The sequence below is a fragment of the Shewanella sp. SG41-3 genome (assembly GCF_014164545.1).
In the GTDB taxonomy this organism is placed as follows: Bacteria; Pseudomonadota; Gammaproteobacteria; order Enterobacterales; family Shewanellaceae; genus Shewanella; species Shewanella vesiculosa.
Genome location: NZ_JACJFJ010000007.1, coordinates 243,005 through 267,689 on the forward strand (window position 1 = coordinate 243,005; position 24,685 = coordinate 267,689).

Here is a 24,685-nt window from a genome sequence, read left to right on the forward strand (position 1 = left end):
GGTCGTTTTTTTATATGTGCTACTTATTAGCTGCTAGGAAATGCCGGTGAGATGCATTTTTTAACTTCAAAATGATAACCATACACAGCATTGATATCTGGCGTTATCTCAAGTATTTCATAATCATTAAGTTCAACTACATGCGACAGTGGCAGCTTATGGCAGCGCGATTTAGCATTAGCCTCTAACTGAAAAGCAAACAAGGCAATGGCTTTGCGCACACTGGTAAAATACTGGCTGCGTAAATGGTTATATGGCCGCTTCGCAATCTCATCGATCACGTCACGTTCTTGATCATGCACCAATTCATCAGCACTTTTAATCAACGGAGGCTCTGCAACCTCTTGCTGCTCACCTTGTTGTTTTACAACTAAAGGGGTGCCATCATCTGCGATTATTTCATCTTCTGTTTTGGCTTCAACTAATTGCACAACTTGTGGATCATCTAAGGCTTTCTCAATCTGCCCACCCAGATCCATCAGCATGGCAAGGTGATACAGCACAACAGCAGCTAAAATCACCCGCACCCAAAAAGTAGTACGATGAAAATGTTGATGACTAATCAAGCGAAAATTGGTTACACCAAAAGGACGGAGTAAAAAAGACACGGCAAACATCAGCGGGAAAATAAGCTGCAGTACTAACAATACTATACAGCTCATCACCACACTCCATGCTGGGATATACAATAATATGGCAAAGTTATGAGTATAATTAAAACTACTAGCAGCCACACCAACCACATCGTTAACCACTGAACTTGAGCTTGCCAAGGCAAAATTAGCTACGATGGCGTAGAACAATAACAACACCGCTTTACCAGCCAAACTGTGCCACATGCGTTCAAATAAATGCCAGAACTCAATCGACATCGCCATGACGCTGATAATCGCCACCCACACAACGGAGTCAGTACAAAACAACAACACTATCGCGACGAGGTAGAGCTTTTGCGGCGCACTAAGTTGAGTTTGCAGCTTAGCAAATCGTGCAGTAAACACTGCCCAACATGACGATATCCATAAACTCGATGTTGTTAGATAAGTCTCTTTTCGCAAGGTGAAATCCTTATAAGTTCACTGGATATACTTACTGTAATAGCCACTGTCCCTTGTTGTTCATCGTCCGGACTGTTAGATTAACAGTTGAAATTTAAACAAGCGTTTAATTTATTAATCCACAACAGAGAACCGCCATGAATGACTTTTTAGCTCAACATTCTATCAGCACAGACATTCAAGTAGCATGGGGTGAAATGGATGCTCTACAACACGTTAATAACTCAGTATATTTTAAGTACTTTGAAACCGCGCGTCTCGATTTCTTTAATCAAATTAACCTACTAGGCGATATAAAAACCACTGGAGTAGGCCCAGTATTAAGCGAAACCAATGCCCGCTTTAAGCGCCCACTGACCTTTCCTGACGCTATCATTGTTGGCGTAAAAATAAGTGACATCACTCAAGACCGCTTTGTGATGCATTACACCGTGTTCAGTAAAGCACAGCAAGCTGTTACGACTATCGGCTGGGCAAAAGTGGTGATGTTTAACTTCAAAACAAACCAAAAAGCCAAATTAACTCCAGAATTACTTGCCGCATTGAAGCTGCATGAATAACGATCTTTTATAACCGCATGAATAAAAAGATTAATTTTGTTTAAACAATGCAGCAATCAATAACAATAGAGAATAAGCCATGAGCAACCAAGAAGCTGTAACAGTGCAACATCAAGTCGATCGACATCGTTTTGTAGTCGTCACTCAAGGGGCTGAAGCCGTGCTCGAATACCACTTAGATGGTCAAAGTATCGATTTCCAACGCACCTTTGTCCCACCCGCTTTACGCGGCCAAGCTATTGCCGAAAAATTAGTTCGTACTGGGCTGGCGTGGGCTAAAACGGAAAATTTTAACATCAATACCAGCTGCAGCTATGTGGTCAAATTTATACGTTAAGCCCTTATGTTACCTAAAGCTATTATGGATCATTAACGCCTTAAACCGGACCCGTTAACGCTGCCAATTGCTGACGGACACACTCAGCGAGTGGCTCACTTTTTTCAGTTTGGTAATTATAATGCACCATAGTAGTGGTCGCTTCAGCAGTTTTTTTACCTTGCTGCCAACAGCTTTGTAATATATCGAAGCTGCTATTGCCTAAACGGCTAATATGCGTTTTAACCACAACTTCTGCGCCATAATATGTTGGTGCGGTAAAGGCGACGGTAAAACCAGCAATGATCATGTTCCACTTAGTTAAATCTTGGCCTGGATTTACGATTTCAAAAATGGGCTCACGAGCCGCTTCAAACCACACAGGAATAACCGTGTTGTTAATGTGTCCTAATGCGTCGGTTTCACAAAAGCGCGGTTTGAGGGTCATGCTAAATTGAGTGTCTGTCACAAAGAATCCTTTATTATTATTTTGAGTCCATTGACGTTTTGTTCGTTGAACAAATGTCATTAGCCCATTCTAACGACACATCTCACTCGAGGTCATTAAAAAAGTCTGTATTGCGAAGGAATTATGGGGAATGCAAGGAAAGTACCGGGGGACAGACCACTATATTATTTTAGTTTATAGAATCCTTACTGGCGTCGATAACCTCTGCAGATTTTCGCTGTTGTGCAACGACAATATCAGCCTCGGCCTGTATATTCTTCCAATTTTGGACTGCATCATGCTGCTTTTTAACAAAAGCGAGATATATACTACTTTGTATAATCCATATTGATAGTATTGGAAAAGTTAAACACATAAAGTTTACAGCAATGGAAGTAATCTCAAAACTGCGCATAAACATGGAAGGTAAAAAGAAAAAAATTAAAATATATAATGTATATTTTAATATCTTCACAGCTCGGAATGAACCTCTCACAACTCGAAAATTGACAACAAAAAAGTATATTGTTGCAAAACATAATATAACGAGCATTATTTCAGGACTTAGTGAAAAATACTCGTGAATAGAAAATGATAGAATCAAAGCAATTGAAACTGTCATTAATAAAGACGCCATGAGAAAAATGATCATTCCTTTGGCATAAGAGAAAAGACCAACAGATTCATCCTTTGTAATATCATTACTCATTCTGGAGGAAACTCCTCATAAATACCTACGGCTACTGCTAAAGATCTTAATGTTCCGGATGAAACACTACCAGTAAAGCTCATAGAAGCACCTACAGCATCGACTATCTGAAGCCGGAAAGATGCTGTTATGTGTTTTGTTGAATAGGATTTATATCCGGGTCTTTTTCTTATACTTTTCAAAATTTTGTTGGATACTCCTGGTATATTGGCTCTAATTATTTCGTTATTCAACCTTCTTTGCTCTGGTCTTGACAAACTCTTAAGCATATCTAAAGTCGATCTTCCACTATTTGCCTGCATAATCTTAATTGTTTTGATTGTTACAAAAGCAGAAGCAGAAGCACCCGCTAACGACACTAAATCTACTGCCATTGTTGCGTTTTCATACCATTCTTGATTATCTAAATAATCATTTCTTTCAGGTGCAATAAATTCATTTGTGCCCCTAACAACACCATTAATACATTGTAAGGTACCAGCAATTGTAGCCGCTGAAGCAAGGTAAGTAATTGCAGTGCTTAATCCACCAGTTAAGGGAATCGATACGGTACTAGTTGCAATTACAAACCAACCAACCATTGCAGTCCCACAACTCCAAGCAGCATTTCCCAATTCACCAACTAATTTAGATTCACGGATATTACCTTGGCTACCTTTTAAATGGGAGGCAAACTCAGCCTGACTCATTAATTGAGGCGGCTCCCTTAGAACGATTTTAATCGGATTTAGTTGGCAAACAGGTTCGAATTTTCTTAATTCAATAATGTTGTACTTGCTATCAATATAAACGATTCCTGCGCCCGCAAGCCCTGGTATAGCGTCAATTTTTTTGAACAGCGTTTTTGTATCGATATTAGCTAACACTTTCTGGCTAAATTGATTGCCATAAAAAGACTGAGTGCTAGACCTAAAAACAGGCTTTCCATTTACCGTGATAATTTCCATAGTTCCCTCTATGTTGCCTCATTTTAAGAATGGCATTGTACCTCTACTGAAAATACTGGCAATTATCACTAAGTATTACAAAAAAGGACGCTAGTGCGTCCTTTAGGATTATTATTGATAATTAATTACTGCCCGTACATGGCATTAATTTCACTATGATATTTGCTGTAAATCATTTTACGACGCAGCTTTAATGTTGGCGTAATGAGTCCAGACTCCATTGAAAATGCTTCATGTAATAAAGTGAATTTTTTGATTTTTTCAAACCCAGCTAGCTCATGCTGCAACTCAATTAATCGCTGCTCGAAATGAGCCACCACTTGTGAGTGACGTAATAACTCAATTGGGTTTTCAACATGAATACCTTGGGCTTTAGCCCAAGTATTTAATGCTTCAAATGCTGGCACAATGAGGGCAGAAACATAATTTCGCGCATCGGCAACAATGGCGACTTGTTCGATAAACGGACAACAAGCCACCTTACCTTCAACTCGCTGCGGTGCTATGTATTTACCGTTCGAGGTTTTCATTAATTCTTTAATGCGATCGGTAATATATAAGTTACCTTGCTCATCAATACGCCCTGCATCACCGGTTTTTAACCAACCATCTTCAAAGGCTTCAGCTGTATCTTGTGGTCGATTGTAATAACCACGCATCACGGTGTCGCCACGTACCAAAATTTCGTCGTCTTTGCCTAGCTTAATTTGCATGGCATCGAGTGGCTTGCCGTTCGATCCCGATACGCGATTATCTAAGGTGTTACAAGTTACTGTGGCGCTGGTCTCTGTCATACCATAACCACACAATACCGGCACATCAATGCTGTGAAAAAAGCTGCCCACATTAACATCGAGAGCTGCACCGCCAACAGGCATAAACTTTAACCTGCCACCCAATACTTGCTGTAGCTTACTGTAAACCAGCTTGTTAGCCAGCTGCCACTGTGCACTTAACCACAAACTTCCTGCAGCACGGCCTTGGCTAACGTCAAATTGACGTTTGCCTACTCTCATCGCCCAGGCAAACAGAGCTTGCCTTGGTTTAGAGGCTTGGCCGACTTTATCGTGTACTGCGCTGTATATTTTTTCTAAAAATCGCGGCACAACACACAAGGTATGAGGTTTTACCGCAACGAGGGCTTCTTTAATTCGATTCGTGTCGTTTAGATAGACATTGTGGCCGCCGCGACACAATACATACATGCTCCAACCGCGTTCAAATACATGGCTCAGCGGTAAAAATGCCAACGACACATCACCCGCTGTAAAAGGTAACTTACTGTCATGTTGATTGATCATTGAGGCAAAATTACGGTAGTCCAACATCACACCTTTAGGATTACCTGTGGTGCCAGAGGTATAAATCAGCGTGAATAAGTCATCTAGGTTGCTATTGGAAAGCCTGGTATTGAGTTCTGCGTTAATCAGCGGATTAAATTGCGCCGCTAATACCTGATCGAAGTGCACATGATTATCGGCATTCAGGGTCACATTCGCATCAAACACCACAATATGCTCTACGCAGTCTGCTTGAGCAGCAATGGTACATGCCATGTCGTATTGCTGTTGGTTACCGGCAAAAATTAATTTAGCTTGAGCATCATTAACAATAAACACCGCTTGATCGATAGTACTGGTGGGATACACAGGCACGACCACATTGCGCGCTTTTAGGGCGCCAATATCAGCACAAGTCCACTGTGGGCAGTTTTGGGCTAAAATAACCACCTTGTCTTGTACTTGTAAGCCAAATTCAATTAACAACTGTGCGACTGAGTCGGTGATTGTATTGAATGCACTCCAAGAGACAGTGTGCCAAGGGGCCGGCATATCAAAGCCTTCAAGGGCGATATTATGACCTAGTGACTGACCTTGTTGCTGCAGAAGTTGGACTACGTGGTATTGATCTAATGACATATGGCTGTGGCCTTTTTAGCTTACAGGTGTTCCGCTTTTCGCATTCTACATTAAGCGGCCACAAACCATAAGAGCTTTTGCTCTATTTTTGAGCTTAACGTCACGTTCGGACTAAAATTAGACCTGCTGTTAAGCTGCACTAATGCCATTTTTCCATAACTGACTCTTACCCCACACTAGTGCAAGTATACCGATGACCACTAGCGGAATATCAATAAGCAGCCACATCGTCAAGCTGTCGCCGTCCCTTAAGGCGGCAAAGCTCAGTGACACCAGAATGGAGTGTATCAATACAATCAGCATTGCCGCAGTCGCTTGATAGCTGTTACGACAAGCCGAGCCAGCACCGAGCATAATGGCACTGCCCCAAAAGGTACTTAATCCTAAATGAGCCACAAACGGCAGAGTTATTTGTGGATCAATAAGCCATTTTACTAGCCCTAGCGCACTGACCATCATCACCAACACCACAATAAAACGATATTGGCTTCGATAAAATGCATCACGCAATCCGTTCAGGCCACTATAACAAGGTAGTAAAAACAAGGTTTCTGCCGCGCGCCAACGTTGAATTCGGCTCCAATGAACGATGGAGCAACTGAGCACCGAAAATTGTGCCAATAAAAATAATGTTGGCAAATTAATCTCAAACAACCACGATAACAACATCAATCCAAGAGCGATAATTGGCAAGCACAACATCATTACCGCCAGCACAGGACCAATGAAAAAATTCATCGGGTGGAAAAAACGTTCAAAGCGGGTAATCCAAGTAAAACCTTTTATGCTTGGCAACCACATCCAGCCCATTTGCACGGCGTTGAGGTACACCACACGCGATTCTCTGTTCCAGCGTAAGCGCCGACACAAGTCAATAACATAATAAGACAGTATCGCAACCATAATCAGCATTATCCACGTCGGTATGGTGAGTACTAATCGATCTAATAAGGGTACCGCTATGAATAACAAAAATGATAAATGAAAACTGTTACTGCGCCATAAACAAGCCCACACAAACAGTAAACCGACCACAATGGCGAGGAGTAATTTGGGGATGACATCATAAGCAGAAAAACTAATACAGATTAATAGCTGTATCAATAACATGCCCGCCGCGATGCTCGCTGCTTGTATGAGTAGATGCTGTTGATAACCAGGTATTAGACCGGTCAACTCGGTTGCTGATAACCGATTTAGCTGCCACGCGATTGCTGCTGCTGTAGACACAGTAGCCATTGAAAAAACCAGGCTAACAACTTCAGTTTTACCGCTGATAAAGCACAACAGTCCTAACACTAAGCCTAATCCTGCAGTGGCAATAAAACTGACACTGCCTAAGTCATATAACCATAAACGCAGCATGCCACGATAAGGTTTACGCCATAAGCTATTGCCACTGTTAAACTGCTGCAAACTCATCGATGCAGCTCCATAAATAACTGTTCTAAATTAACGGCCTTGGCACTCTGCACTCCCGTGATGACGGTCGAATCGCCTTGCGTGTCCACCAGCATATTTAGCCCGCTTTGACTCAAAATTTTGTAGCTTGATGGTAAAGTGGCACCGTCATTTATGCTGAGTAATTTAACCTCTTCTCGCAGGGCATCAATCTCTTTAAACAGCACTAGTTGACCTTTTTTAATCAGGGCAACATGACTGGCAACGCGTTCTAAGTCAGAGGTGATATGCGATGAAAATAATACAGCAGAACCCGAATCAAGCGCGAGATCAAATAAGTCGCTCATAAACTTGCGTCTGGCGATAGGGTCAAGGCTGGCGACGGGCTCATCGAGTAATAACAAACTTGGGCGATATGCCATGGCCATGATCAAGGCCAATGATTGACGCTGCCCAACCGAGAGTTTTTGCACCGCTTGGGTGACATCTAAATCGAACCGCTCTAACCAATCTTGTTCAAGTGTCATATCCCAGCTTGGGTAGAAGCTTCGATGCAATTCTAATGCTTTATCAATGGTAAAACCTTCATAACCAAAAGGCTGCTGTGGTACATAACCAATACGTTCTTTTGCCTGAATAGATAACGCGGCAGGCGTTTCGCCTAAGGTTAAAATATCCCCTTGATCAATATCAATAATACCTAACGCACAGCGCATTAGTGTCGACTTACCGGCACCATTTTGGCCTAATAATCCGACCACCATCCCAGGATAAAGTGTTATCGATAGATCGGATAATACTGTATGTCCTGCTGCCGATTTATCTTTGGCGGCAAAAGTTTTGCTCACATGATTAAAACGTAAAATGGGTTGTTGTTCGGATTCCATTGTCGACTTCCTAGATAATATCCTTAACGATAAAATGAATGAACTGTGTTGCTGCTATTCTTTATCCCAATATTGCGCCAGCAAACGCTGTAATTGGTCATAATCGACTCCTAACTGGCGCGCTTGCTCAACTAACTCAGATAATTGCGGTGCCAGTAAACTACTACCAGAAGCACTATTGGCTGACGTTCTTGCTGCCACACGTGATGGCTGGCCACGACGACGTTCAACCCAACCTTGGTCGACAAGTTGCTGCATAGCCCGCGACACTGTCATTGGGTTTACAGCTAAATGCTCAGCAAGTTGACGTACCGAAGGCAGCACATCTTCAGGGTGCAATTGTCCGCCAACAATTAAGCGCACGATTTGATCGTGTAACTGTCGATAAATGGGTTCACCACTGCTGGGGTTGACATTTAATAATTCTAACATTAGCCTTTAGGAACTGTATTAATACATTGATACACTCATACACTAGATGCTAAGGTATCATAATCGTCATGAAATGCAAAAAGGAAACGTTCCGATGATCAACAGGAAGTTTGTCAACACAGCCTTAGCAGAGCGAATTAACCGCCCTGGTTTATGCCATTCGCTAACGCTTACGAGCCGCTGGTTTATTGCTGCTATAAGTATTTTACTCGCCAATTATAGCTATGCCGACACACCAGAGGTTAATCTCGCAGCGGCTGCTAAAACCAGTGCTTGTTACTTAGACGGTTTAGACGAGCAGCTTCAATGCGGTAAAATCAGCGTGTTAGAAAATCCTAAGCTCACTGATGGCAAGAGAATCGACATTCATTTTGCTATTTTACCCGCGATTAAAAACACTCATCCTGGTGAAGCCTTACTGGCCATCGCAGGTGGTCCTGGCCAATCAGCGATTGAAAATGCAGCTGGTTTTAATCGAATGTTGTCAAAGGTTCGTCAGCAACGCGACATTTTACTCATCGATCAACGCGGCACGGGCCAATCGAATATTCTATCTTGTGACGATGACACCACTGAATTACTCAGCATGAATGATGACGATATCGATGTGATTGCCATGACCGAAAAATGCCTCGCCCACATTGATGCCGACATCACACAATACGGTAGCAACTCAGCATTAAAAGACTTTGAAGCGGTACGCAAATTTTTAGGTTATCAAAAACTGCATTTATACGGCATTTCTTATGGTACACGGATGGCACAGCTTTATATGCGCCACTATCCAGAAGCACTATTGACAGTGACATTAGATGGCGTGGTGCCCATGCAACAAAGTGTTGTCGCCATTGGTAGCTCAATAGAACGTGGCTTAAATGTATTATGGCGCGACTGTAAAAGTACTCCAGCTTGCCAACAGCAATTTCCTGAATTAGCTGACGAGTTCAATAAAGTCGATATGCTACTCGCGAAAGCCCCCATTAGTCAGCAAGTACGTGATCCGCTTACCGACGAACTCAGTGACTTTTTACTCACACGCGGTAAGTTTAGCGGCGCAATCCGCATGGCGATGTACATGCCAAACATACGCGCACTGATCCCCCATGCGATTCACCAAGCTGCACAGGGTAATTATCAACCCATATTAGGTATTTACACCTTAACCGCTGACAGTACAGGTATTGCTATCGGTATGCATGCCTCTGTGGTTTGCGGCGAAGACATTCATCGCATTACTTCACAAATGCGCAAAGATGCTAAAGACTCCTACATCAGTGGCAACATGCTAGAGGGGCTAGAAAAAACTTGCCAAGCTTGGCCAATGCCATCTGAGAGTGAGAATTTCAGCGAACCAATCCACAGTGACATACCGACCCTACTATTATCTGGCGAGCTAGACCCGGCTACGCCACCTAACTGGGGCGCGCTAGCGCAAGAGAAACTCACCCACTCAAAACATTTTATTGCGCCTTATGCTACCCATGGTGTAGCAGGACAAAGCTGTGGCAATGACCTAGTCGCCCAGTTAGTTGAACAAGGCTCGGTAAAAGACATCAATGGCGAATGTTTGCAAAAAGATGTTCGTCGCAGTTTTTACCTCAACGCGAATACTGTAGAAGCATTGCCAGTTGTCAAAACGCCCACAGACATAGAAACAACAGCGCCAGCGAATACTGCTGCAGATAAGGAATAATCATGATTACTGTTGCAAACTTAACCAAAAAGATTGGCGATGTGCAGGCGTTAGATGATTTAAGTTTTAGCGCTGAAAATGGTCAAATCACTGGATTACTTGGCCCAAATGGTGCCGGTAAAACCACCTGTTTACGCACCTTATTTGGCTTACTTAAGCCTGACTCAGGAACCGCGACCGTCAATGATATTGATGTCGCTATCGATCCTATTGGCGCTAAAAAGCAGCTAGGTTTATTCCCCGACCCTTTTGGTTTGTATGAGCGCCTTACGCCGCGTGAATACATTAGCTTCTTTGCCGAGCTCAGTGGCATGTCACGTAAACAAGCCAAGCAAGCCACCGCCGATGTGATTGCACAACTGAAGCTTGAAGACATTAGCGACCGTCGTTGCAAAGGTTTTTCCCAAGGCCAACGAATGAAAACGGCCTTAGCACAAGCCATAGTACACAAGCCAAGTAACATCATTTTAGATGAGCCCACTCGCGGACTCGATGTCATGAGCACTCGCTTACTGCGCGATATTTTATTGCAACTCAAAGCTGAAGGTCATTGCGTGCTGTTTTCAAGCCATGTAATGCAAGAAGTCGCCGCCTTGTGTGATCGCGTCATCGTAATGGCTAACGGCAAAGTTGTTGCCATTGGTAGCCCAGATGAACTGTGTCAGCAAACAGGTAAAGACTCGCTTGAAGATGCATTTATCGAACTTATCGGAACAGACGAAGGGATTGCAGCATAATGAAAATGATACTCGCAATGGTGCGTAAAGAACTCGTCGACGCCGCACGCGACAAACGATCGGTAATGGCTGGTCTTTACTATGCCATCGGTACACCGTTGATCATGTGCGCCATGTTTATGGTGTTAATTGGCCAGTTATCTAGCCCTGAAGATTTAAACATCAACATCCACAATGCCGACAAGGCGCCAGATTTAGTGCGCTACTTAAGTAATAACGGCATAAACCATGGTGAAGATGAACAAGCTAAAAAAATCATCTTAACCATTAGCGATGAATATGCCGCTAACATGGCTAAAGCCAAACCGGCAGAAGTATTATTGATTGCTGATAATTCAGATGAGAAGCTACAAAAGTCGATTCGTCGACTTGAACGTCAGCTGCAAACATATAGTGCAGAAATGGGCAGCATACGTTTAATTGCCCGTGGAATTAATCCACGCATTACCCAACCACTCAAAATAAATATTGAAGATCAAGCCACACCGGACTCTAAAGGTGGAATGATTTTGGGTATCGCCATTTTCACCATGATGTATTCAGTGTTTATCTCTGGTATGAACCTCGCTATCGACACCAGTGCTGGTGAGCGCGAACGTAATTCGTTAGCGTTATTGCTTAGCCATCCCATGAGTACCCGCCAGTTAGTGATAGGTAAAATTATTGCCGTAACCTGTTTTGCTTTACTGGGGTTAATCTTGATTTTACTGGTATCTAAAGTGGCTTACCCTTTTGTTCCGTGGCAAGAAATTGGCTTTACCGTCAATATCACTCAAGATTTTATGGGCTTAATGTTCTTAGTTGGTATTCCCGTCGCGTTAATGGCTGCAACCTTGCAACTGTATGTGTCGTTTATGGCTAAAACCTTCAAAGAGGCACAATCATACTTAACCATGGTGTTATTTGTCCCCTTGGCACTTTCTATGGCCGCTAGTTACAACATAGCTCCAGACGTATTGCAGTGGCTACCTGTGTCGGGCCAGCAACAAGCCTTAATGGACTTTATTAAGGGCCGTGAAATTCCAATGATGCAATTAATCGTGTCGTCTGTGGCCACATTAGTAATAGCCATTGGATTAGCTGCAGGCTTAGAGAAGTCCCTTAAGAGTGAAAAAGTGGTCTTTGGCTTATAACTACTGTTATCAGCGTTTATTGATAACGGTGTGACGCCAGCCTTAAGGGTTTAGAGTAAGGCTGGTAGATTTACAACTTTTTGATTTAAAAATGATTTACACGAATTAATATAGCAAAGAGCATTAACAAGGAGCATATTATGGACAACGATATTGCGATCATAGCGTTAGTATTTATTGTTATTGTCGGCACCACGGCATCCGAAATGTTTAAACATTATTTAAAGCATAAACAAAAAGCTGACGCCGATGGTGTCGCCGATATAAAAGCCCAAAACCAAGCATTAATCGAACGGATACAAGTGTTAGAAAAACTGGTAACTGACAGCGATTTTGAGCTTAAGCAGCAATTTAAAAAGTTATAGTGCTTGCGCTAAAGTGCCAAATATCGAGTTAACTCATCGGTATTCGGCATATTTAGTTGCTAAACCTCGCCACGATGACGGTATTACGCCCCGTTTGTTTGGCCAAATAAAGTTGCTCATCTGCATGTTGTAGTACATCGCTAAAGTTGTATTTTTGTACGCCGGCTAATTTATCATTAACCACAACAACACCAATACTAACGGTGACCCAATTTCGGCCATCTATTTTATTGGGGATCTGCAATTGCTCGATAGACTCACGAATTTCTTCTGCGACTTTCAATATATTTTGATAATGATTATCGGCCAAAATTATACAAAACTCCTCACCACCATATCGAGAAGCAAGCGCATCATATGGAGCCATGACCTTTACCAGACAGGTCGCGACGGCAACTAATGCATCATCGCCATTAAGATGACCTTGTTGATCATTAAAATACTTAAAATTATCGACATCAATCATCATCACACTGAAACCAATATTTTCCAGATGCCAACGTGAAATAATTCGCTTTGAAAATGATTCTAGTCCTCTCCGGTTAGTAATGCCTGTGAGTGAATCTTGAACCGCTAAGGTCTCTAAGTAATTTTGTTGAGCGTTAAACTTAAGCAGTAATTGATTAAATGAGTAAGACACATTTTCGATTTCATCGATAAAATGATTGGAAGCCATTTTGCTCATAAAATTATTATCTGATGAGTCATTAATGCTTTTGTTAAAACGAATAAGCGGCTTAATAAGCAGTCTTGATAATGCTATTAACGAGAGAGAAACAATCAACACTATTGACAACAATATCGTTATGGCCGAGACCCAATTCAATTGGGGTAACGACACTTTTTTATGGTGTAAAGTCATCTGTATTGCTTGGTTATCAAATGTATTACGAATTAGCCAACTGTGTGATGGCGCAATGTTTTCAATCGGTTTTAAACTAAAAAACTCTTGCATGCTTTTGGTTGATGTTTGTACATCAGCAATTGAAAAATTCACTAAAGAAAACTGACTGATATCTTTAATTAACGCTTTATCCACTAAACGAACCATAGTTAAACTACCAACGATTTCACCGTGACCAGTCGATGGTAAAATAGTGGTATTACTAAAGTAAATTAGCGCCCCGCCAAAAACGATATAACCACTGCGGCTAGACACTGTTTGTGATGCAATTTCTGCTGTTGTCGGCAAAATAGCAAAAGATGGTATATTTTGCTGATGAATTAAATCAACGAGTGACAATCTGGATGATGTTAATGAGTAATCCTGATAATCCCAAACCAACTCATTATTAATGTCACTGACAAAAACAGCATCAATATTTGCAGCTTTAAATGCATTGTCAGGCATACTGCGTTGAACAAAATCATCAGTCGGGTTACCAATATATTCAACTAACTCATCCCACACGGCGTAATCGTAACATAAGGTCGTTAAGCTGTTTTTTGATAACGATAATGCAGAATACAACAAATTATATTCTTGTTGTTGTTGATCTAAAATTTCAGTTTTTATTCCAGGAAGGTAGAAAAAATAGTAAATACTCACCAATAACATGGTTATTGCAAGTAATAGTGAAGACAACAATAAAAGCGAAAAACGTTTTAATGTCATAATGAACCAGCCCTACTGAAGATATATTGCTAGTGTAGTACTAAATATGACTCAAAGTACTTTTAACAAAGTGATCAATCAAAGCTTGCAGACTTTTATTGATCTATCACAGAAAATGAACCCGGTTATCAAGCAAATATTAATGAATAATCGCAATGGTCATTAGCTCTGTATTGGCCTGCAACAACAGCAAACTAATACAGAGCCAGCTTATTAATACTACTTAGCTTTCGGTCTAAACGGTTTTATCACGGCTTCGTCACAGACTAAAAACGGTCCGTCCATTAAGTCGATACAATAAGGTATTGCGGGAAATACAGCATCCAAACATTCGCGGATTGACTTAGGTTTACCAGGTAAATTAACAATTAACGAGTTGGCACGAAGACCCGCAGTTTGACGAGACAAAATAGCTGTTGGCACAAACTTTAATGATTCGGTGCGCATTAGCTCACCAAAACCAGGCATCATTCTGTCGCACACAGCTTCGGTGGCCTCTGGCGTTACGTCGCGTTTTGCTGGGCCCGTGCCACCAGTGGTGACAATTAAACAGCAATCTTGATTATCGGCTAAATCAATCAATGTCGCTTCAATAACGTCACGCTCATCAGGTATCACCTTGTAAACAGGTTCCCATTCAGACGTTAAATAAGCATTCAATACTTCAATAATGGCTTTACCAGACAAATCTTCGTACACGCCAGCGCTGGCACGATCACTCACAGTCACGATGCCGATTTTAGCTTTGCTCATGGTTATTTTTCCCTTATGAGGTTAAATCAGTAATGCATTTATAGGAGAGTAATCTACCAAATAAATGTGGGTTCACAAAATCTCAAGTTGATAAACAGAGCCCTCTTAACACAATGGCATAACCTTAGGGGCTATTGATAGGATGATTATCTGTGTACTGGGTTTAACTGCCGACACCCACAAGAGTTATGCATATAATTAATAGTAGGGATTCTTCCTATTGAGTCAGTTGCGATGAGCCCACAGTCGATGTAAATGCTAACCAGACCTTTTGATTGCTCGGATTGGATAACCATCTATATTACAAAAAGATACGATAACACTGGGAGCTATAGATCAGCTTATTCGGTAAACTTATCTGTTGTGGTTAAAGCAATATTTTATAGTATTACCATAGCGACTGTTGGAGCTTAATAACAAGCAACAAATAGAGAAGATGTCTAGAGAATAGTGGATGTTTAAACAAGATTGATACTGCCAAAAAGTACAGTATCAATTGATTTACGGGTTAATTTTGAGAATGAGTGACTAGGTTACTTAGGATTAATGTACAAAATCAAAATGCCATCTACGGCCATGTTGGCAATTTGCAGTAACTCTTCAATGCTTGCCCCTTCAGATGCCTGAATCGACATCCCCTGAAACAAGGTCGTAATCAATTGAGCTAACACTGCAGGCTGACAATCTGCATTTAACTCACCTTGCTGCTTAGCTTGCTCAAATCGAGCGACTAATTGGAGCTTATGCCGTGCTTTGCGCTCTAAAACGGCTTGCTTAATTGATTCGCTCGCTTCACTACAGGACAGGGTGCTGTTAATTAATGCGCAACCTTGAGGATGGCTACAGTCAGTAAATTTGGCTGCAGCACCAAGCAATAGACCGCGAACCACATCAGCAATGTGTTGATGTTTAAAAGCTGTATTAAATAATGAATCTGGACGGTTTTCATATAAATCGATAGCTTTTAAAAATAGCTGCTCTTTATTACCAAATGCGGCATACAAGCTAGGCTTCTTGATCCCCATCGCCTCGGTCAGCTCGTTTAAAGAAGTTCCTTCATATCCATGACGCCAGAAAATATTAAGCGCTTGCTCTAATGCCAAGTCGATATCGAACCCACGAGGGCGACCAACACAAGCTGCTTTGGTTATTGTCATAAATAGTACCTCTTATATTAACGGAGCTTTATTTATCAAAAGCTTAACTAACTTTTATGACAAACAACCCGCATACTTTAGCATAATATTAAGCCACATCAGGGTTAATATTATGCAGATTAGTCGCAACTATAACAATTTAACAAGTATTGATTAACGCTATTTCATCGCAACAAATCACCTTACAAATAGTGATGTTACTTTATTTTCCCGCTTATTGAACCTCTTGTCAAAATAATTTAATACCTATCGGTACAAAAGTCATTGACAGGGTTATTTTAATCTATATATTACCGTTCGGTACAGAACATTTTATACCTATCGGTATAAAATAAACTCGTATACCAATATAACGCACCTTACAGCCTGCTGAAAAAACGTAAATGCTATTGATTAAAGGACCGCACCATGAAGACGTTAAAATCAATTAAAATCACTTTACTAGTTAGCCTAACGGCATTGCTATTAGTGGCGTGTGGAGAACAACCTGCACAACAGGCGAATACACCTGCAGCGCCTAAAGTAGACGTAGCTAACGTGCTTTATGAGCGCATTACCGAGTGGGATCAATTTACCGGACGCTTACAAGCTCCTGAAAAAGTGACCTTAGTCCCTAGAGTATCAGGCTATATTGAATCGATTAACTTTAAAGAAGGCGCACTGGTTCAAAAAGGTGATGTGTTATTTACCATCGACTCGAGGGTTTTTACTGCTGAATATGAGCGTCTTAAAGCAGAATTAACCAGTGCAATATCAGCTAATCAACTTGCTGAAAATGATTATGAGCGAGCCAATAAACTGTTTCATCAAAAAGCGGTTTCAGAAGAGCTGATTGATACTCGCCGCTCTAACATGCATCAAACTGCAGCAGCGGTTGCGTCAGTTAAAGCTGCATTAACTAGCGCCCAACTTAACGTTGAATATACCCAGGTTACCGCACCTATTACTGGTCGAGTGTCATATGCTAATGAAACGGCAGGCAACTATGTCACTGCGGGTCAAACGCACCTCACCAGTTTAGTCTCTACATCGCATATGTATGCTTATTTCGATATCGATGAGCAAACGTATTTAAAATATGCCGCGTTATCGTTTGAGAACAAACGTCAAAATCCACGTTTAGGTAACAACGCTGTGGTTATGGCTCTGGCAAATGAAACCAGCTTTAATCATCAAGGTGTGATCGACTTTGTCGATAATACCGTTGATCAACAAACTGGTACTATTCGGGTTCGAGCTAACTTTGCCAACCAAGAAAATCAATTATTACCCGGCTTATTTGCCCGTATCAGCATTGCAGGTAGTGAGTCATACGACAGTATTTTAATTGACGACAAAGCCATTTTTACCGACTTAAATAACAAGTTTGTTCTGCTGGTAAATGACAAAAACACCCTTGAATATCGAAGTGTTAGTCTAGGTGAAAAACTTCATGGCTTACGTATTATTACTGCTGGCTTATCACCTAACGACACCATAGTGGTAAACAGTCTGCAGAAAGTGCGCCCTAATGTCACTATTGAGCCAAACCTAACCGACATGGCTGATAGCGAAAAATTAGAAGCATTACATCAAGCACAACGCCTCCTCGATAACCAGCCATTAACAGCACGTGTTGCTGATGACGCAAGTCAGGGTTAAGGAAACTACATAATGTTGTCTCAATTCTTTATTAAAAGACCAATTTTTGCCGCTGTTTTGTCGCTGCTGTTCTTTATTTCAGGCGCACTAGCAGTATGGCAATTACCCATTACCGAATACCCAGAAGTGGTACCACCTACCGTGGTTGTTACGGCAAACTACCCAGGTGCGAACCCTAAAATCATTGCTGAAACAGTTGCATCCCCGCTAGAGCAAGAGATTAACGGCGTCGAAAACATGTTGTACATGTCTTCTCAAGCCACGTCTGATGGCCGCATGACGCTAACCATCACCTTTGCAATTGGTACTGATGTTGATTTAGCTCAAACTCAAGTACAAAGTCGTGTTGAGCGAGCAAAACCACGGCTACCAGAAGAAGTACAACGCTTAGGCATAGTCACTGAAAAATCATCACCAAGCTTAACCATGGTGGTGCATTTAACCTCACCCGATGACCGTTATGACATGTTATACCTGTCTAACTATGCGGTATTGAAAGTCAAAGATGAATTAGCCCGTATTACCGGTGTAGGAGCTGTGCGCGTGTTTGGCGCCGGCGATTACAGCATGCGCGTGTGGCTAGACCCTAATAAAGTGGCCGCCTTAAGCTTGTCACCGAGTAATATTGTTGCTGCTATTCGTGAGCAAAACCAACAAGCAGCCGCTGGCAGTTTAGGTGCACAACCAAGTGGCGACAGTGATTTCCAATTACTGATTAACGTCAAAGGTCGTTTATCCAATGTTGAAGAGTTCGAGGACATTATTGTTAAAGTGGGCGATCAAGGTCAGATCACTCGTTTAAAAGATGTTGCCCGGGTGGAATTAGGTGCATCGACTTATGCCCTGCGCTCAATGCTAGATAATAAAGACGCGGCTGCATTACCAGTGTTCCAAGCATCAGGCTCTAACGCAATTCAAATATCTGATGATGTTCGTTCTAAAATGGCAGAACTGTCTAAGTCATTCCCAGAAGGCTTAGCCTACGACATCGTCTACGATCCAACCGTGTTCGTGCGTGGCTCAATTAAAGCTGTAGTACAGACACTGGTCGAAGCATTATTGCTGGTTGTATTAGTCGTAGTACTGTTTTTACAAACCTGGCGCGCATCCATTATTCCATTAGTGGCGGTTCCGGTATCACTTGTGGGTACATTCGCCTTTATGCACCTAATGGGCTTCTCATTGAATGCCTTATCACTGTTTGGCTTAGTGCTGGCGATTGGTATCGTGGTCGATGATGCAATTGTGGTAGTTGAAAACGTTGAGCGAAATATCTCTGACGGATTATCACCCGTTGCTGCCACCCAAAAGGCAATGAAAGAAGTTACCGGTCCAATTATTGCCACCACATTGGTATTGGCAGCAGTATTCATTCCTACTGCGTTTATGTCAGGCTTAACTGGGCAGTTTTATAAGCAGTTCGCGCTAACCATTACCATATCCACTTTTATTTCGGCAATTAACTCGTTAACCCTTAGCCCTGCTTTATCGGCATTATTGCTTAAAGGTCATCACGAGAAAAAAGATCTGCTGACCCGTGGTATGGATAAACTGCTAGGCGGCTGGTTATTTAAACCGTTTAACCGCATGTTTGCGCGTATGTCTGACGGTTACGGCTGGTTAGTGAAGAAAATCATTCGTTTTGGGGCTGTCATTGGTATTTTGTATATCGGTTTAGTCGGCTTAACTGGCTTACAATTCTCAAGCACTCCAACAGGTTATGTACCTGGGCAAGATAAACAATATCTTATCGCCTTTGCTCAGTTACCTGACGCAGCATCATTAGATCGCACCGAAGCTATCGTGAAAGAAATGTCGCGTATTGCACTAGATCAACCAGGTGTTGCCCATGCTGTCGCCTTTCCAGGTTTAAGCATTAATGGCTTTACCAATAGCACTAACAGCGCCATTTTGTTTACCCCGCTGGATGACTTTGCCGATCGCACAGATCCATCATTATCGGCAGGTGCTATTGCTGCGGCGTTAAATCAAAAATTCGCCGCGATTAACGGCGCATTTATTGCGATTTTCCCGCCACCGCCAGTGCAAGGCTTAGGCACCATTGGTGGCTTTAGATTACAAATTCAAGATCGTGCTAATTACGGTTACGAAGAGTTGTATAAAGTGACCATGCAAGTGATGCAAAAAGCATGGGCAACGCCTGAGTTAGCAGGAGTATTCTCGAGTTATCAAGTCAATGTGCCACAACTTGAAGTGAATATTGATCGCACCAAAGCCAAACAGCAATCGGTGTCGTTAGACGAATTGTTCTCCACCCTGCAGGGATACATGGGTTCGGTTTACGCCAACGACTTCAACCAATTTGGTCGCACTTATCAAGTTAACGTACAAGCAGATGAGCAGTTTAGACAAACGCCTGAACAAATCGCCCAACTAAAAGTACGTAACAACCAAGGTGAAATGGTGCCGATTGGTTCATTTATTAATGTCACCAATTCATCTGGTCCAGACCGAGTGATGCATTACAACGGGTTTACCACAGCCGAACTCAATGGTGGTGCTGCACCTGGCTTTAGTAGCGGTGAGGCGCAAGCTGCCATTGAAAAGATTTTAGCTGAAACCTTACCTAATGGCATGACGTACGAGTGGACTGAACTCACCTACCAACAGATCCTGGCAGGTAATGCGGGCGCGTATATTTATCCATTAATTATCTTGTTAGTGTTTATGGTTTTAGCGGCGCAATATGAAAGCCTAAGCTTACCTATAGCCATTATTCTGATTATTCCAATGACGCTATTGTCGGCATTAACAGGGGTTCTTATCTACGGTGGAGATAACAATATCTTTACCCAGATTGGGTTAATTGTCCTGGTGGGGCTAGCAACCAAAAATGCCATTCTCATTGTTGAGTTTGCCAAAGAGTTACAAGATGATGGCATGGAACCATTAGAGGCCATACTTGAAGCCGGCCGCTTACGATTACGACCTATTTTAATGACCTCGATAGCCTTCATTATGGGTGTGGTACCTATGGTGCTTTCTAGCGGACCAGGTTCAGAAATGCGTCAAGCAATGGGTGTTGCGGTATTCTCTGGCATGATTGGGGTAACTATTTTTGGTCTTATTTTAACGCCACTGTTTTATTATGCCCTCGCAAAACGTGGCAAAAATAAAACCGAATTAGCTGAATCAAGCATAACCCAAGATTAACCACGTTATTGATTCAATGATAACCAAAAAGAGGTCACCTTAGGGTGACCTCTTTTTATGACTAATAACGCTACTCTACACCCACTTGATCCATTATTGCACTTGTGACCAAACGGGCAACGCAGGAAATGCGCCTTTTTTCCCACACGTTATCGCACCACACTTAATCGCAAACTCAGCAGCAGTTTGAACCTTCACTCGATTAAGCAATTTTTGCACTAAAAGCTCTGGCGCTAAATATCCTTCATCACTGCCAAGTTCATATAAGAACCCCGCAACAAAACTATCTCCGGCGGCTGTAGTATCTGTGGCGACAATTTTAGGCACCGGCAACTCAAAGGAAAATTCAGCGCTGTGACATAAAATGGACTCTGGGCCATTGGTGACCAAAATTAACCTCACCCCTTGTCCAATACAGAATGCTAAATATTCGTCAAATGATGCCCCACGCTCCTGAGCCAAATACAATGCTTCCTCTTTACTCATTTTAAGCACGTGAGTATAACGAAAGCATTGCTCCACACGGGCTGATAACAACCGAGTGTCTTGCCATAATGACAAGCGTAAATTAACATCAAAACTGACTAATGCTTGTTCCTTATGCGCTTTTTTAGCACCATAAAGACTGGCATTGAAAATAGCCTTTTCAGTAAAGGTATTAGAACAAAGATGAAAAATATCAATTTTTGACCAGTCGATAGCATCAAAATCAGCTTCACGGTATAGCATGTCAGCAGTGTTCTGCCGATTAAAGCTAAACGACCGCTCCCCCTGCGCATCCAAACTAACTAACACTGTGGCAGTAGCAGCATCTGGTATTAATGCTAAACAACTAACATCAACACCTTGTTCTACCAGTGTATTTGTTAACAACTGGCCATGATCGTCAGCACTAATGCCACCAGCAAAAAGACTCTTACCACCTAATTTAGCGTAACCCACAGCGACATTGGCAGGCGCGCCGCCAGGGATAGGCTCGTGAACCAAACCAGAATGGCCCACCGGAAGTAAATCAATTAATACTTCACCAAAACTCAATAATGTACTCATATAAAACGTCCAAAAAAAAGCCCATTTGCATGGGCTTGTTAACAGGGATTTCTAAAAACTAATACAACTAATACTATTACAACTAAGGTTATGACAATAAAAGATTAAAACTCGTACTTAACCGTTGCGCTGGTTGTACGACCGTTAATGGTTCTGGCACGAATGATATTGTTATCGGGTACCGAACCTTCTTCAGCTTCGGTAATACCCACAGTATCAAACAAGTTATTGACGTTAAGCGCGACTGATAACGCATTGGTTAACTGGTAAGATGCAAACGCATTGACTTGAGTATAACCATCAAAACTTAGGTCATTATTATCTTGAGCATAAGACTCAGTGGTACCAATCAAATTGACCCCAACAGAGCCTTTATCAAAGTTATAACGGCCCATTAGCGAGTAAATAAAATCAGCTTGGCGACGAGGTGTGTTGCCAATTACACTTGGATTAAGGGCATCTTTAACAATTTCAGCATCGGTCCAGGTTACGTTACCGCGAAAGTCGAAATCACCAACATAATAAGCACCTTCTAACTCAATCCCTTTGGCTTCATATTTACGGTCAAAGAATATTTGGCTAGTGGCTTCAAAGTTTTGCTCTTCTGTTTCAGAGTAAAACGCCGTGGCAAATAGCGACACGCTATCGTAACGATACTTCACACCCACTTCGTACTGGTCTACTTCATCCACAGAGTCTTCGTCAGAAACTGAACCATCAGCATTCACTTTACCAAACAACAAACGGTCAGCATTGGCACGACCACCATGACTGATACGACCAAATGCGGCTAAATCTTCAGATACTTGATAGTTAGCACCTAATGAATATGACAGGTAACCCCAGTCATAATTCACTAGTTGTGGGTTAGCATTATCAATTGACGACACACTTAGCTCAGGCTGAGAAATCACCCCATCACGGTTCATATCCACTTGTGATTGCACATTACCCGCATAGTAACCACTGGCATCGCCAGAGTCATAGCGCACGCTACCGTCTAATGATAAATCGCCGAACTTAGATGACGCAGCAATATACGGTGCTTTAATAGTGTAGTCTGAATCATAGTTACGTTGACAGCAATTGCCCCAGTAAGGCACGCCATAAGCGTATAAACCATTATCTGAGTACTCAGTGCCATCGGCACCGACCACATCTAAAAGCGCGGCATTATCGCCTTGCACTTCCATCAAATAAGAGTTCCACATCCAAGTCATATTGATATTTTGCGTGGCCGTATAAAAACCAAAAGTGACATTAGAATCATCAAACGTCTTGGTTAATTTCATGTCATTGACGATAGAACCAAAGTCATTCATGGTCACATCAAAACTGTGTACGCGCATAGCTAAATCACTATCAAATGCTTGACCCGCTTTGGCACCATTAGCATAAATCAGTGATGATCCGCTGCCACCAATACTGTCAGCAATACTCGAGCTGTTAGCCACTTCGGCAGGCATTAACGACATAAAATTACCGCTAACATCCGAGATGCGGAAACGGTTTTCAACTAACCAGTCATCGCCTAAATCAAATGAAGCTTCTAGTCCAACTGAATTCACAATCGGATTCATACCATCACGCATATCACCACGGCTGATATTGCCGTCAGCATCTAAGCGCAGGGTTGATAACATGTTAGCCGAATGAACCGTATCAGATTGGGCATCAAATCCAGGTATTGAACTGCCATCTGAATACATTGGCATCGGCAAATAACCAATGCTCTTATCATTTAAGTGCTTTACATACAAACGTACATAACCAGAATCAAATTCTTTGGTTAAGTTAGCTTTAATTTGGCCACCCTTGTTCGCGGTGTAACCAGGATCACGCGGACCATCACCGGTACGCACGAAGCCACCAATATGAAAACGCATTGAGTCATTAATGCTTGCGCCATATTCAAAATCAGTACGCAAAGTATCGTAATCAAGACCCACAGTAGACGAAATACTGCCAGCATCACTGGTGCCCGTTTTACTAATGACGTTAATAATACCGCCTGGTGCGTTACTGGCAGCTGTTGAGGCTGAACCACCACGGATTGATTCAATAGTTTGTGTTGTAGAATCAATACGTAAGAAAATATCCGCATTACCAAATGCAATATCACCAAACTGTAAAATAGGTAAACCATCTTCTTGAATTTGCAAGAATTTAGCTCCACCAGAGGCAACCGGTAAACCACGTACCGCAATGTTGGCGTTACCTTCACCACCAGTCGATTCAACCTTCATGCCCGGAATAATACGGAACGCTTCGGCTGATGAACGAGGTGAGCTAATTGCTAAATCTTCTGGTGACACACTGCTCACTGACACGCTCGAGTCCATTACACGTGTACCACGTGCAACACCCGTTACCACAATGCGCTCAAGACCAATGGCGTCTTTTTTAGTTTCCACCGTGTCAGTGTCAGCAGCCCACAAGCTTGAACTGACCATCACAGCTAGCGTACTCAATACAAATTTTTTAGATGTGCTTTTTATCATTTTTATGTCCCCACATAGAGTGTATTGATGTTGTCTTATCTCCCCATAACAACATCAGTAATATATTCATCAATCGAACTAAGCCCCAAACTATCTCAATAGCTAATCAAGGCGCTAAACTTAAACCTTTTACTTAATCGATTAAGTTACAAGTTAGCAACTAAATAGTAAATTGCAAGTACAATTTAT

At 42.0% G+C, this 24,685-nt stretch carries 21 protein-coding genes; 8 read left to right on the forward strand and 13 right to left on the reverse strand.

Going from position 1 to position 24,685, the window contains the following annotated elements:
• Positions 1-26: 26 nt before the first annotated feature.
• Positions 27-1,058, reverse strand: a complete 1,032-nt coding sequence (locus H5164_RS15150; RefSeq protein ID WP_182756959.1) for a hypothetical protein — start codon at positions 1,056-1,058, stop codon at positions 27-29.
• A gap of 137 nt (positions 1,059-1,195) precedes the next feature.
• Here H5164_RS15150 and H5164_RS15155 point away from each other — a divergent pair, with 137 nt between their 5' ends.
• A complete protein-coding gene (locus H5164_RS15155; RefSeq protein ID WP_124016666.1) occupies positions 1,196-1,618 on the forward strand; it encodes a thioesterase family protein in 423 nt (140 codons plus the stop codon).
• Between the two features lie 79 nt (positions 1,619-1,697).
• Positions 1,698-1,955, forward strand: coding sequence for a GNAT family N-acetyltransferase (locus H5164_RS15160; protein WP_182756961.1), 258 nt, complete (start codon positions 1,698-1,700; stop codon positions 1,953-1,955).
• A gap of 40 nt (positions 1,956-1,995) precedes the next feature.
• On the opposite strand, the gene H5164_RS15165 is transcribed toward H5164_RS15160, so the two are convergent.
• The 7 genes from H5164_RS15165 to H5164_RS15195 all read right to left on the reverse strand — a co-directional run bounded on the left by H5164_RS15165 (position 1,996) and on the right by H5164_RS15195 (position 8,677).
• The gene (locus H5164_RS15165; RefSeq protein ID WP_371698145.1) at positions 1,996-2,382 is read right to left on the reverse strand and encodes an acyl-CoA thioesterase; all 387 of its coding nucleotides are present in this window, start codon (positions 2,380-2,382) and stop codon (positions 1,996-1,998) included.
• A 190-nt stretch (positions 2,383-2,572) separates the two neighbouring features.
• On the reverse strand, positions 2,573-3,091 hold the full coding sequence (locus H5164_RS15170; protein WP_182756963.1) for a hypothetical protein: 519 nt from the start codon (positions 3,089-3,091) through the stop codon (positions 2,573-2,575).
• On the reverse strand, positions 3,088-4,038 hold the full coding sequence (locus tag H5164_RS15175; protein ID WP_124016662.1) for a hypothetical protein: 951 nt from the start codon (positions 4,036-4,038) through the stop codon (positions 3,088-3,090). Before H5164_RS15175 ends, H5164_RS15170 begins: the two co-directional genes overlap by 4 nt.
• A gap of 125 nt (positions 4,039-4,163) precedes the next feature.
• Positions 4,164-5,957 carry a long-chain fatty acid--CoA ligase gene (locus H5164_RS15180; RefSeq protein ID WP_182756965.1) on the reverse strand — a complete coding sequence of 598 codons (1,794 nt, stop codon included), beginning with the start codon at positions 5,955-5,957 and terminating at the stop codon, positions 4,164-4,166.
• Positions 5,958-6,086: 129 nt separating this feature from the next.
• Complete coding sequence (locus tag H5164_RS15185; protein WP_182756966.1) at positions 6,087-7,379, reverse strand: ABC transporter permease; 1,293 nt, start codon at positions 7,377-7,379, stop codon at positions 6,087-6,089.
• Positions 7,376-8,245, reverse strand: a complete 870-nt coding sequence (locus tag H5164_RS15190) for an ABC transporter ATP-binding protein (RefSeq protein WP_182756968.1) — start codon at positions 8,243-8,245, stop codon at positions 7,376-7,378. Before H5164_RS15190 ends, H5164_RS15185 begins: the two co-directional genes overlap by 4 nt.
• 54 nt (positions 8,246-8,299) lie before the next feature.
• Positions 8,300-8,677, reverse strand: a complete 378-nt coding sequence (locus H5164_RS15195) for a GntR family transcriptional regulator (RefSeq protein WP_124016658.1) — start codon at positions 8,675-8,677, stop codon at positions 8,300-8,302.
• A 94-nt stretch (positions 8,678-8,771) separates the two neighbouring features.
• Here H5164_RS15195 and H5164_RS15200 point away from each other — a divergent pair, with 94 nt between their 5' ends.
• The 4 genes from H5164_RS15200 to H5164_RS15215 all read left to right on the forward strand — a co-directional run bounded on the left by H5164_RS15200 (position 8,772) and on the right by H5164_RS15215 (position 12,605).
• Complete coding sequence (locus H5164_RS15200; RefSeq protein WP_124016657.1) at positions 8,772-10,370, forward strand: alpha/beta hydrolase; 1,599 nt, start codon at positions 8,772-8,774, stop codon at positions 10,368-10,370.
• Between the two features lie 2 nt (positions 10,371-10,372).
• The gene (locus H5164_RS15205) at positions 10,373-11,107 is read left to right on the forward strand and encodes an ATP-binding cassette domain-containing protein (RefSeq protein WP_124016656.1); all 735 of its coding nucleotides are present in this window, start codon (positions 10,373-10,375) and stop codon (positions 11,105-11,107) included.
• The gene (locus H5164_RS15210; RefSeq protein ID WP_124016655.1) at positions 11,107-12,240 is read left to right on the forward strand and encodes an ABC transporter permease; all 1,134 of its coding nucleotides are present in this window, start codon (positions 11,107-11,109) and stop codon (positions 12,238-12,240) included. The genes H5164_RS15205 and H5164_RS15210 overlap by 1 nt, the downstream gene beginning before the upstream one ends.
• Positions 12,241-12,380: 140 nt before the next feature.
• Positions 12,381-12,605, forward strand: coding sequence for a hypothetical protein (locus H5164_RS15215; RefSeq protein ID WP_124016654.1), 225 nt, complete (start codon positions 12,381-12,383; stop codon positions 12,603-12,605).
• 52 nt (positions 12,606-12,657) lie between these two features.
• Here H5164_RS15215 and H5164_RS15220 read toward each other — a convergent pair whose 3' ends face one another.
• The 3 genes from H5164_RS15220 to H5164_RS15230 all read right to left on the reverse strand — a co-directional run bounded on the left by H5164_RS15220 (position 12,658) and on the right by H5164_RS15230 (position 16,130).
• Entirely contained in the window at positions 12,658-14,220 is a 1,563-nt protein-coding gene (locus H5164_RS15220) for a diguanylate cyclase (RefSeq protein ID WP_182756970.1), read from the reverse strand.
• A 219-nt stretch (positions 14,221-14,439) separates the two neighbouring features.
• On the reverse strand, positions 14,440-14,973 hold the full coding sequence (gene mog / locus H5164_RS15225) for a molybdopterin adenylyltransferase (protein WP_182698193.1): 534 nt from the start codon (positions 14,971-14,973) through the stop codon (positions 14,440-14,442).
• Between the two features lie 533 nt (positions 14,974-15,506).
• A complete protein-coding gene (locus H5164_RS15230; protein ID WP_124016650.1) occupies positions 15,507-16,130 on the reverse strand; it encodes a TetR/AcrR family transcriptional regulator in 624 nt (207 codons plus the stop codon).
• 408 nt (positions 16,131-16,538) lie between these two features.
• Here H5164_RS15230 and H5164_RS15235 point away from each other — a divergent pair, with 408 nt between their 5' ends.
• The gene (locus H5164_RS15235; protein WP_124016649.1) at positions 16,539-17,771 is read left to right on the forward strand and encodes an efflux RND transporter periplasmic adaptor subunit; all 1,233 of its coding nucleotides are present in this window, start codon (positions 16,539-16,541) and stop codon (positions 17,769-17,771) included.
• A 9-nt stretch (positions 17,772-17,780) separates the two neighbouring features.
• Positions 17,781-20,945, forward strand: a complete 3,165-nt coding sequence (locus H5164_RS15240) for an efflux RND transporter permease subunit (protein ID WP_404948433.1) — start codon at positions 17,781-17,783, stop codon at positions 20,943-20,945.
• Positions 20,946-21,038: 93 nt separating this feature from the next.
• On the opposite strand, the gene H5164_RS15245 is transcribed toward H5164_RS15240, so the two are convergent.
• Both H5164_RS15245 and H5164_RS15250 read right to left on the reverse strand, forming a co-directional pair.
• Complete coding sequence (locus H5164_RS15245) at positions 21,039-21,995, reverse strand: carbohydrate kinase (RefSeq protein ID WP_182756975.1); 957 nt, start codon at positions 21,993-21,995, stop codon at positions 21,039-21,041.
• 104 nt (positions 21,996-22,099) lie between these two features.
• Positions 22,100-24,496 (reverse strand): TonB-dependent receptor domain-containing protein, encoded by a 2,397-nt coding sequence (locus H5164_RS15250; RefSeq protein ID WP_124016646.1) that lies wholly within the window; start codon positions 24,494-24,496, stop codon positions 22,100-22,102.
• Between the last annotated feature and the right edge of the window lie 189 nt (positions 24,497-24,685).